Source organism: Photobacterium phosphoreum, from assembly GCF_002954725.1.
Taxonomy (GTDB): Bacteria; Pseudomonadota; Gammaproteobacteria; order Enterobacterales; family Vibrionaceae; genus Photobacterium; species Photobacterium phosphoreum.
Genome location: NZ_MSCQ01000002.1, coordinates 1,340,315 through 1,352,022 on the forward strand (window position 1 = coordinate 1,340,315; position 11,708 = coordinate 1,352,022).

At 38.1% G+C, this 11,708-nt stretch carries 10 protein-coding genes; 7 read left to right on the forward strand and 3 right to left on the reverse strand.

Going from position 1 to position 11,708, the window contains the following annotated elements; all coding sequences use genetic code 11:
• Positions 1-264 precede the first annotated feature (264 nt).
• The 4 genes from BTO21_RS17835 (at position 265) to BTO21_RS17850 (ending at position 5,412) form a co-directional block, all read left to right on the forward strand.
• On the forward strand, positions 265-1,725 hold the full coding sequence (locus BTO21_RS17835; RefSeq protein WP_045030154.1) for a peptide MFS transporter: 1,461 nt from the start codon (positions 265-267) through the stop codon (positions 1,723-1,725).
• A gap of 173 nt (positions 1,726-1,898) precedes the next feature.
• Positions 1,899-3,218 carry an ABC1 kinase family protein gene (locus tag BTO21_RS17840; RefSeq protein ID WP_065193262.1) on the forward strand — a complete coding sequence of 440 codons (1,320 nt, stop codon included), beginning with the start codon at positions 1,899-1,901 and terminating at the stop codon, positions 3,216-3,218.
• 155 nt (positions 3,219-3,373) lie between these two features.
• Positions 3,374-4,363 (forward strand): patatin-like phospholipase family protein, encoded by a 990-nt coding sequence (locus BTO21_RS17845; RefSeq protein WP_045030152.1) that lies wholly within the window; start codon positions 3,374-3,376, stop codon positions 4,361-4,363.
• 71 nt (positions 4,364-4,434) lie between these two features.
• On the forward strand, positions 4,435-5,412 hold the full coding sequence (locus tag BTO21_RS17850) for an alpha/beta fold hydrolase (protein WP_306665711.1): 978 nt from the start codon (positions 4,435-4,437) through the stop codon (positions 5,410-5,412).
• Between the two features lie 121 nt (positions 5,413-5,533).
• Here the strand turns inward: BTO21_RS17850 and BTO21_RS17855 are convergent, their stop codons facing one another.
• Entirely contained in the window at positions 5,534-6,379 is an 846-nt protein-coding gene (locus BTO21_RS17855) for a hypothetical protein (RefSeq protein WP_045030148.1), read from the reverse strand.
• 271 nt (positions 6,380-6,650) lie between these two features.
• Positions 6,651-7,589: a Dyp-type peroxidase gene (locus BTO21_RS17860; RefSeq protein ID WP_045030147.1), complete on the reverse strand. Its 939-nt coding sequence runs from the start codon at positions 7,587-7,589 to the stop codon at positions 6,651-6,653.
• A 472-nt stretch (positions 7,590-8,061) separates the two neighbouring features.
• Here BTO21_RS17860 and BTO21_RS17865 point away from each other — a divergent pair, with 472 nt between their 5' ends.
• The 3 genes from BTO21_RS17865 (at position 8,062) to BTO21_RS17875 (ending at position 10,183) form a co-directional block, all read left to right on the forward strand.
• On the forward strand, positions 8,062-8,259 hold the full coding sequence (locus BTO21_RS17865; RefSeq protein ID WP_036791113.1) for a hypothetical protein: 198 nt from the start codon (positions 8,062-8,064) through the stop codon (positions 8,257-8,259).
• Between the two features lie 144 nt (positions 8,260-8,403).
• Positions 8,404-8,829, forward strand: a complete 426-nt coding sequence (locus tag BTO21_RS17870; RefSeq protein ID WP_128973086.1) for a hypothetical protein — start codon at positions 8,404-8,406, stop codon at positions 8,827-8,829.
• A gap of 319 nt (positions 8,830-9,148) precedes the next feature.
• The gene (locus tag BTO21_RS17875; protein ID WP_105026939.1) at positions 9,149-10,183 is read left to right on the forward strand and encodes a hypothetical protein; all 1,035 of its coding nucleotides are present in this window, start codon (positions 9,149-9,151) and stop codon (positions 10,181-10,183) included.
• A gap of 226 nt (positions 10,184-10,409) precedes the next feature.
• Here the strand turns inward: BTO21_RS17875 and BTO21_RS17880 are convergent, their stop codons facing one another.
• A complete protein-coding gene (locus tag BTO21_RS17880) occupies positions 10,410-11,450 on the reverse strand; it encodes an IS91 family transposase (RefSeq protein WP_045032895.1) in 1,041 nt (346 codons plus the stop codon).
• Positions 11,451-11,708: the final 258 nt, after the last annotated feature.

The following is an 11,708-nucleotide window of genomic DNA, read 5'->3' on the forward strand; positions in this document are numbered from 1 at the left end:
TTATGTGATTTTTTATGTGGGATTAATGGGGCAATGTAACTAAAAGTGTAAATTATCGCTAAATAGTATATAGTTCAGCGTCGTTTTTTATATAGCATAAAGTCCTCTTTATTCGTGTGAAAATTAAGATACTAAATATGGAGCAAGATTAAGCTTGAGCTTATAGATGTTCAGTGTATTTTCAGTATTAAATACCTGTGGTATTGCGAATTAAATAACAATTATTATCGTTAGCCTTTATGGCCCCTTTACCTAGGAAACAATATGCAATTATCCTCTCAGCCTAAAGGGCTTTTTCACCTCATTGCTATTCAGATGTGGGAATTCTTTAGTTATTACGGCATGCGGTCGTTATTAATTCTCTTTTTAACCCAAAAACTTTTAATGTCTGACGACCATGCATTTGCCCTCTATGGTGCTTATACATCGCTTGTTTATGTTACTCCGATTTTAGGTGGTTATTTAGCTGACCGTTATTTAGGCAACTATTGGTCGGTGATCATTGGTGGCTTATTGATGGTCGCAGGGCATGCTGTACTGAGTATTCCGAGCCATGACAACACCGTGCTATATGCCGCATTAGCACTTATTATTTGTGGTTATGGTTTTTTTAAAACTAACTCAAGCTGTTTGTTGGGTGAGTTATATAAAGACCATGAAGATGCGCGTGAATCTGGATTTTCGATTTCCTATATTGGTGGCAATGTTGGTTCTGCTTTAGCACCGATATTCTGTGGTTATGCTGCGAGTCGTTGGGGCTGGAACGTAGGTTTCGCACTTGCGGGTATCGGTATGCTTATTGGTTTAATTATCTTTAGTACAGGTCGTAAGCATTTTGCGCATGTGCAAAAAGCGAACCTACCCGCGTTACGTCAAAAAACAGCAGGCTTTAGCCACTGGCAATTGATTATTCTTGGCGTGATTGTGTGCGCGATTGGTTTAGTCTTTGTATTACAAAATTTACTTGCTGGCTATATTCTGGCTATTATCTTAGCTTTTTCTGCTTTACAAATGATTCGTCTATACCGTAAGAGCAGTATTGAAGATCGTAAGAAATTAAATGCAATCATCTACTTCATGCTGTTTGGTATGGTGTTTTGGGCGTTTGATCAGCAGGGCGGTAGTTCAATAAGTTTGTTCATTGAGCGAAATATTGATACTGATATTTTCGGCTTTCACATTCCAACCGCTTTTTTCCAATCAGTGAACCCTGTTGCGGTTATTGTTGGTGGTGGTGCTGTTGCATGGTTATGGAAAGTGTTGGCATCTCGTCAAATTTCAGTACGCACTTTAACCAAACTGAATATGGGCTTGTTCTTGCTAACGGCAGGTTTTAGCTTAATAACTTTATCGTCTAAATTGGCAATGGTGAGTGGTCACACAACATTCTTATGGTTGTTCCTTGGTTTGTTCTTAATTGGTATTGCTGAGCTGTTTATTGACCCCGTAGCGTTATCTGCTATTACACGTATGAACCCACAAGGTGCAACGGGTACAGTTGCGGGTATCTATATGTTAATGGGGGGCTCTGTTGCGAACTATTTAGCCGCGAACATTGCTGAATTAACTTCAACGGGCACACAAGCAACCACTACTGTCGACTTGATTGCTTCAGCGACACAGTATCACCATGTGTTCCAATCAATTTTCATTGTTACCGTTGTGGTGTTATTGCTTGGTATCTTAGTGAATTTAAAAAATCGTAACGAGCCTGAATACGATTAATTTATTCTCTTAAGAAAAGGTCGATACTGTAAGCTATTTTTAGTAGACAGGATCGGCCTTTTTTTTGGCTGTTTATGATCATTCTGTGTCAGACGTTGATACTATCTTTTGTGATACCATTAACAATGGTAATCAAGAATAAAGATTACCGTATAAGAATAAAGAGTCGTTGAATGAATGATAAAAAGCAATATTCAAAAGTACCAAGTGGTCGATTATCACGGTTAGCAAAGCTTGGATCATTAGCGACGCGGGTGGCTTCTGGAATGGTAGCTGAAGGAGCTAAGCAATTAGCGACAGGGCATCGACCCAAAGCGAGTGAACTTATTTTAACGCCAGCGAATGTTAAACGTGTTGCTGATCAATTGGCAGATTTACGCGGTGCTGCGATGAAAGTCGGCCAATTATTATCAATGGATGGTGGCGATTTATTACCACCGCCATTAACCGAGTTGTTGTCTCGATTGCAAGCAAATGCGAAACCAATGCCCATAAGTCAACTTAACTCTTCTCTTGAACAGCAATGGGGATGTGATTGGCAACAGCAATTTAGTCAGTTTTCATTTTATCCGATTGCCGCGGCATCCATTGGGCAAGTGCATAAAGCGACAACCCAAGATGGACGTCAATTAGCGCTTAAAATTCAATATCCTGGAATTAATAAAAGCATTGATAGTGACGTAAATAATGTGACGACGTTATTGAATATCAGTGGCTTAATTCCTAAGCAGTTAGACATTTCTGAGTTATTGAATGAAGCTAAAAAACAACTTCATGCAGAAGCAGATTATTTACTTGAAGCGCAATATGTGAAGCAATACCGTCAACTATTAGCGACCGATACACGTTATTTATTGCCAGATATTGCCGATGATTTAACGACAAAACAGATTCTTGCGATGACATTTGTTGGTGGTGTTGATATTGATAAATTAGTCGATCAGCCACAAACCGTACGTGATCATGTTATCGAACTTGCCTTTAGTTTGATGTTTAGAGAAGTGTTTGAATTTAGATTAGTACAAACCGATCCTAACTTTGCTAACTATCGCTATGATATTGATAGCAAACAATTAGTATTGCTTGATTTCGGTGCTACACGCGTTTATCCACAGTCTATTTCCGAAGGCTATCGGCAATTAATGACGGGGGCAGTGATTGATGATCAACCTCGAATGCTTGCTGCATTAAAACAGATTGGATTCTTCTCGCAACCGATTGAACCGCAGGCCCAACAATCATTATTGGCATTATGTTTACAAGCTTGTGAGCCGTTGAAATATCAGGGTGTGTATGATTTTGGTCAGTCTGATATGGTACGTCAAATTCGTGATGCAGGCAGTCAATTAAGCATGAAACAAGGTTATTGGCATACACCGCCAGCCGATGCGATTTTTTTGCACCGTAAATTAGGTGGATTATATTTATTAGCCGCGAAACTAAAAGCACGGGTTGATGTTAATAAAATATTTTTATCCTATATGACTGAATAATTATCTATCTCAGGTTATTTTTCCTCAGTCAAGAGTCTCATATATAGAATATCAGTTATTATTTTGGGTAATTTATACCTTACTCAACAATGGCTATACTAATCACTTCTGAAACCAATTTGTATGACAAATGCCCACTAAAAAGTAAACGCGTTATGACTGGTAAACACATCTCTTATGCAGTACAAAATATTGAAGGACTTTCCTTTGATACTACAGATATATCAAAAATAGCGTTAGTCACCGAAGGTGGTGGTCAGCGCGGTATTTTTACCGCGGGCGTATTAGATGCTTTTTTAGAAGCAGAGTTTAATCCCTTTTCTCTGATGGTGGGCACATCTGCGGGATCGCTCAATTTAGCCTCTTATATTTGTGGTCAATACAAACATGCTTATCGGGTGATTACTCAAGCAACTACAGATCATCACTTTTTTGATGTTTATCGGTTTATATTTGGTCGTGAAGGCTTAGATTTAGATTGGTTGATGAAACAAACGCAAACCAGTTTTGAACTTGATTGGCACCAAGGGCGTGAAAATATGCGTTCACGCACCGTGTTAGCGTCAGCAAGTGGTGTTAATAGCCATCAGGCAGCGTACTTTAACTTAAACAGTGATAATTGGTCATTAGCATTAAAAGCATCATGTGCTGTACCGGTACTCAATAAACAACCTATTTTCTCGCAGAATGAATACTGGGTTGATGGTGGATTATGTGCACCAATTCCGGTTCAAGAAGCGTATGAGCGCGGTTATCGTCATATTGTGGTTGTTCGAACTGTACCTATCGACACGTCATTTGATCACTGTTGGATGACCAATATTAGTCGCGCTTTGGGTAATTCTAAAGCGGCAGGTATGATTGAAATGTTGCTTGAGCACGAAGATAACTATCGAAAAACCCAAGAATTTTTAAGCAATCCACCTGATGATGTGACAATTTTTGAAATTCATCCTCAAAAACCGTTAAAATCGAAAATGATTGGTAGTGATTTAGCCGCTTTGGATATGGATTATCACTTGGGTTATCAATCGGGTAAATATTTTCTCAATACCGTTGGCCGTCATATTAATATTCAAGATGCGCCTTATAAAACGGATTATAAGCATGACATTGAAAATGATGATTTAATGAAATATGCCTAATTTTATTACTCAAATAATATCACTGTAAACGTGGAAATATTTGGGAGCCTTTACGAAGAAGTTGATAATCAATGAACCTGAAAAATGTGGAATTTACAACCAAGGAGTCGGTATTTACACAGTTGATGGAAAATGACGTTCATAGTATGTGGTTGCAACGTAAACAAAATGCATTTAGTGGTAAAGATGGGGTGAAAATCCAATGGATCAGTGTCACTAATCCCATTAATACTCGCTGTATTGTAATTGTGAATGGTCGTAATGAAAGCTTTTGGAAGTATCAAGAAATTTTCTTTGAATTTTCCCGACAAGGTTATGATGTTTACGCTTATGATCATCGAGGCCAAGGTGCCTCTGGTCGATTAACCGCTGATCCTGAACTGGGTCATGTGAATAGTTTTGATGACTATGTTGATGATTTACAAGAGTTTGTGACTAAAGTTGTAGAAAAAGAAAAAGACTATCAGCACCGTTTCTTATTGGCGCATTCTATGGGGGGGGCCATTACCACCCTGTATCTTGAAAAATATACGAGCCATTTTGATGCGGTAGTACTGAATGCACCGATGTTTGGTATTCACATGCCAGTACCTTTAAAACTGGTTGCATCATCGATTGCCAAGATCATGGAACACTATCAGGATGAGCCTTCATATGTATTAGGGCAGAAGCCTTATCACGAAGAGCCATTTGAGAATAATGCTCTGTGCCAAAGTAAATTACGCTATGTTTGGGCAAAGCATTTATATCAAATTCATCCAGAATTACGCATTGGTGGACCAAGCCCACGTTGGTTATGGCAAGCGATTCAAGCTGCTGATCACTGTATTCGAGATGTAGGGAAAATAGAGATCCCAGTATTATTATTACAAGCAGGTAGCGATACGGTTGTTGATAATAATAGCCACCAACGATTTTGTGGTCAGAATAAGCACTGTAATCTGAAAGTTATCCGTAATGCGCGCCATGAGATTTTAATGGAAAAAGACGTTATTCGAAATCAAGCCTTATGTGAAACGTTAGCTTTCTTTAATCAATTTATAGTGTAAATCGATTTAAAATAGGTAAAGCACAAATTAACGCTAAAGAAAGAGGCTGTATTTAATCATTAAATACAGCCTCTTTTGTTTTTAAATAACACTAGATAATTACTTGATAAATAATGTGATTTTATTTACAGATAAACCAAGATTTAGCATCTGCTTCAATAATGGCTTTTTTATGCCATGGCAGTGGTGTTGATACTGGTGCTATACGCACATCACCTTTGATTTTACGTGTAGCAAGCACACGCACACGGCCATCTTTTATACTTTCAATCGTGCCTTTGTAAGTGACACCGTAAGCATCGTCTTTCGACTTTTTATACATACACACAGTTTCACCTACATGAGACGCAATAAAGGCTGTCTCTTCTGTCCAGGGTTCTTCTGCGGGTGGCGGTGTTTCATCATCGAGATGTTTAATCGCCTTTGAGCTCATTAATGTCCGATGGATAGAGTAAGGTTGATAACCTAATAGTTTTGCACCATCAATCCATGCCGTTTGAGGAATGTCTCGATTTTCAATAATGCGCATGGTGACGAAAGGGCCACCGGAACAAATATCAGCCCATAGATCAATTGAAGAAATGCGAGATGCAAAAAGGGGCGTCTCTTGATCAGTATTAGGATGTTGAACACACCATGTGCCAGTGTCTAAATTCACCATTGAGCCGTTATTAGCGGTACACGTTTTCGTGGCTAATTGGTCAAACTGTGCAATGTCTTGTTGTGCTTGTTGCTCGCTAGTGGAGCAATAACGGTAACTATAAGAAAAGGTTTCTTTAGGGTAAAACAAACCTTTATCAACAACAACGCCATTATTACGCGTGCTATCGGCTGCAATGAATTTTTTAGCAGCTGTTTTAAAACTGTAATCAGGTGCTGGTTTTGGTGGTGGTGTTGTTGAACTACAACCCGCAAGCACAGCAATAACTGCAGCGAGTGATACACGGGTAAAAAGGGTGTTGTACATGCTTGCCCCCAGAGAAAATGCTTTTTGATATCGGTGATCAAAAAACGCTAATAATAAATAAGTCTATAGGGGACAACAGAAATTGTTAGGAAGCAAGCCATTATTCTGTTAAAAAAAATGAGTTTTAATAGATTCAATGAGTTACTGGTGACAAAGATTTACTTAGGTTGCGAGGTTGTGACTTATTGAGAGTATTCTCGGCACTAAAATAAAATAAGCCCATTGATGATAAGCATTAATGGGCTGCAAAGTTATTGATAACTAAATAAGATTAATCAGCAAAAGTATCAAGTAGTGTTTGTGAAACGATAAAGTAATTAGTGCCTGTTTTCGCTTCTACAAAATCAAGTAAGCGGTCGTAATGGCCGTTATCATCAGCAAAAATCATTTGTTGTAATGATGTACTCATGATGACAGGAGAAGCGGTTAAACCGATGAACATAGTGCCGTGTTCCATTGCATTACCAAATGGACGGTTCTGACGCAGCATCTTGATTTCTTTATCATCAATGATCACTTTACTCTTGTTGTTGTGCGCCCAAACTGGCTTCACATCATCATCAAGTTCAATATCATCAAGTTTAGTACGACCAATCACTTGCTCTTGGTATTCTGTTGATTGCTTATCCCATAAACCTTGACGGTCAATGTAACGCTGAACGGTTAGGTAGCTACCGCCTTGGTGAATATCAAGATCATCAACCACTAATACTGCATTCATACGCGCTGCATTTTTAGGGTTTTCTGTACCATCAACAAAATCAATCATGTCGCGGCTATCAAGGTATTTAAAGCCTTGGATATCTTCAATTAATGTTGCGATACCCGCAAATGTTTGTGCAAGGTATTTAGCGGCTTGGTAGTTTAAATCCATACGCTCAGATTTAATCATGATGAAGAGATCACCAGGTGTGCTAGGGAATTGACGCTCACCATCAACCATCGCTTCAAAATCTTGTAGTAAAGCGGGTACAGGCGTTGTTGGGAAAGCTGTTGCCCAACCATGATGAGACACACCAACGGTAAAGCTAAGATCTGCGGTTGAATCTTTTTGTCCAATAGATTTTTCAATGATCTGAATTTTAGCAAAAGCATCACTAACAGCTTCCGCATTAACATCTGCTTTAAAAACAAAAGTGAGGTATTCAGCAAACGTATTTGGATTTGATAAAGCACCAGGTTGGGCACGTTCAGATAACATTGGATTCATAATAGTAGACCTTAATTAAAGCTATCTTGTTACGTTACGCTTTTTAGATAGCGGGCTATAGGTAAATTTTTGTAATGTAAAGTTTCACATTTTAGGCTGTAAAATGATACCTAATCTGTTGTTAATAGTGAAACGACGAAGTGCACAAATTGTTTATATCGTTAATAATTTTTACTTCTAACGATATTGACGTGACGTTATGAACTTGGTGAGGCGTTTTTTGAATGAAAGCATAGTTTGGTATGAGGCAAAAAGGCGACATTGAGATACAAATTATTTGCGTTGAAGCATGTTTTATTTGAAGGCATGAACAATCAAAACTACGCAATAAATAGATCGATGACCAGCCTTTTTTGGTTATTTTATTACGAATATGGCGTTGCTCACAAACTTATCATTAGGTGCTTCTTTCAATTAAAAACCTTTGATACTAAGTACTGCATGTCGACACAGGTTTCTTTAGGAGGGTATTGTGTCTATTAACTCTATCGATTATTCAGAAATTTCTTCCGTTTCATCTAAGTGGGAACACAAGGACGATTCGGCGACCAACATCGCAGATAGCAAGAAGCAGCAAGGTGCTGCACGACGACGCATTGAGATGCTACGCGATATTCAAGCAAGTGGGTTAACCCTTGCCGAAGCCAGAGAGTTGGGTTTATTGCATTAAGCATGGAGTGGATCAGGGTAAGCCTCACAAAGGCTAACAATCATGAATTCGTCACTAAATAGGTCACTAAGAGAGTCACTAAACCAAAAACCAGACAGGATTTACTTCACGGTTATTAAAAGAGGTAATATTTATCATCAGCGGATGACATGTGTAGGCAATACAGGTAAACCACGAGCAAGTGTTACCGTATCCCTAAGAACAAAAAGTGCCATCACCGCCAAAGCGAACGCTGAGCAACTTAAAAACAAGTTGGTTAGTACCAATGGAGCATTAGACTGTTTTGATAATGCTCGCTACACGCTAAAGAATCTTGCCTGTACTCTCAGTACACCAATAGGGATACCACTCGGCGTCCCTTTTTCTTGTCCAGATAACACCCCTGCCGCGAAATCCTCTTCATCTATTTCAGATAAACCCACACTCAAGCTAATGACGTTTACAGATGTTGCTTATGCCCCCAAACAACTACCGCTATTCCCTACAGTGAATGCTGAATCCAACGATCGCGATGCTTTTCATATGAATGCCAAGCCCAACTCCGTCATTCCCTACAGTGAATGCCCGTGAGGGCGATAGGGAATCTACTGTCAGCGTGTTGAATTTTTAAAGTAAAGAGATGGCTGTTTTATATTCATTTGAAGCAGATCTTTTACACTGTGGTTATGCGCAGTAATAGCTATTAGTAGAAAAATCGGAAACTAAATGGTAAGTGCCCGATTTTGTGATGACTATCGGGATTCATAAGTAAAAATGTATCTGATTTATAATGCTTTTTATATTATGAAAAGATAAATACGGGCGCATGTTCAAAGAACAAATTCGGGCAAGTTGTTAATATAATAAGTTGTTAGCTCTACTTAGTTTAAAATTTAGGTTGGAAGGATAAATGATTAAAGAAGTAACAAATTCAATAAAAGCTGCTTTATATCAGAGGATCAGTAGTCCTCTTTATGGAACGTATATATTTTCATGGGCAATATATAACTGGGAGTTAGTATTGCAACTACTTTTTGGTACGAACAAATTCGATCAACGATTAGCTATATTTAAAACGGGTTTGATACCAGAAGATGGCAGTTTTAATTACAATACAATTATAGTTCCTTTTATAATTACAGCGTTAATTCTCATAATACAACCGTTATTGCAACGTTTTATTTTTATATATACGGAGTGGAATAAGAGTGAAGGCCTAAAAAAAAGAGATGAATATGCAAGTGAAACGTCGCTTACTTTGGAACAAAGTAATGAATTGAGATCATCGGTACAAAAAGTTCAACAATTCCATCAAGAAGTATTAAAAAATAAAGAAGAGGAAATTAATGAGTATAAAAAACAAGCAGAGTCTAAAGATAAAGCTCTAAATACTGTTAATGAAAATAATCTGGCTTTAATTGAAAAAAATGCACTTCTTGAAAATGATAAGTCAGAGCTTTCATCACAACTAGCGAAATTAAATAGTGATATTTTAGTCAATAATGATAATTATACTAGATTGAGTAAATTGTTATCTAAAGCGAGGAAGTCAAAGAGCGAATTTATTAAATTAAGTCAAGTTAATGGCTGGTTTATTAATGAGACAATTAAAAGGCAACTTCCAAAAGTTATTTATATTGATAATGATTTTCGTGTAGCTCAGAACGCTAGTATCTTTGTTGAAATGTTAAATGCATCAAATGATGATGCTTGGGTTACAGGCTGCCATGAATTAATGATTCATGGGTTTTCAAAGTGCTGGAGCTTTGATATGGCTGATTCCTATTTCAGTGAAATAATAAAGCCAAATTTACAAAACTTTAGTGCTGACCATCTTAGAGATCTTTCGACTGTAATGCGCGCTAATGGACAGATTCGTGATAGAAATAGGGCTGAAGCAGATATGAAGTTAGTTACAGCAGCTCTTAGCTCTAAAGTTGCGTAAAGCTAACAGATAAGGATATGTGTCGCGTAGCCGACACCTATCCGAAGTGTTGGACAAGCCCGAGCGGCTTTATATAAGTAAATATTGGGAATGTCATGAAAGGTGATATTGAAAAGAAGTCGAGCGTTATCCTTGGCGTGAACCAATCAATTTAATTAATTGATTTATAATTAGATCCTCTTTAATTATTACGCGTTAATGCCATTATCCTTATTATTTTACGTTTTTATCTGGGTCGAAAAATCCCCGCCAATTGCATGACATGCTGACAGCATGGACAAAAGGGTTGTGCCGTTAAACGGACAACTTTTTGTTGTGGGGACAACGTCAGTTGTCCTGCTAACATAAAAGCATATTGGATCAGTTGAAGTTGTTTCTTCTCATGCCCTCGTAATAAACCATAATCACGAACTCGCCTTAATCCTTTCGGTAATACATGTTGCAATATCAGCCATAGAAACTGTAATACAGGTAAAGTGCGTGTTTTCATTGTTTTTGTTTGATTATCTTTATATCGAAATGTCACCTGATGATTATCGAGATAAAGAATGTCTTTATCAGCAATTACACCCCGATAAAGGTATTTCGATAAATACAATAATGCAGGTTTTCCATGACCAACATAGCGACAATCTACCACCCATTTATTTGCTAATTTGTCAGGTAAGGGGAGCTTGAGTACGCTGGTGATATATTCCAGCAATCTAGCTCGCCATACTTTCGCTAACGCAAAAGCATTAAATAGGTACTTGTTTTTACACTGTATCCATTGCCGCTTGTTTTCATCAAAGCCACCGCCAGTGATCACCATATGAATATGAGGATGTAAGTCTCGACGACGATTATGAGTATGTAACACAGAAGTAAAACCTATTTTATTGCCAAGATGTTTATCATTATTAGCAAAGCTTTTTACAACACTGGCTGTGATGGTAAACATGGCTTGGTACAACAATTTAGGGTGTCGTTTTGCAAGGTATCGAAGTTCTGCTGGCAGCGTAAACGTCACCATAAAATAATCAATCGGTAACAGTTTTTGCTGTTGCTTGTTTAACCAATCTGATGTGGTTCGGTGCTGGCATTGCGTACAATGACGGTGTCCGCATGACATTGGATGATTGATGTGATGTTCACAGTAAGAACATTGCCAGCGACTATGTCCTTGTTGTTCCGTATGACAAGCCAACATGGCTTTCATGGCATTGCGGATATCGTGATTAATATTGTTTGAATAGGCAGTACAAAACTCATTGAAATAAGTAAAGATATGGCTGTCCTATATTCTGCATGTTTTTACAAACAGATGATCCCAATAGCAGATCAAAAAAACATAGGACACCCATAACTTTCCCTTTAGAAAACAGATAACTGAATTCCCGCTAGGGCGAATAGGGAATCTACTGTCCGCGTGTTGTAGAGTTTATGTTTTTCCGTAAAATTTAACGTGTTTCACTGGTCTCCTTAAGGCTCAATCACGCGTTGAGTAGATCACGGATAGCCTCGTTTCTCGACTTCCGAGATGACA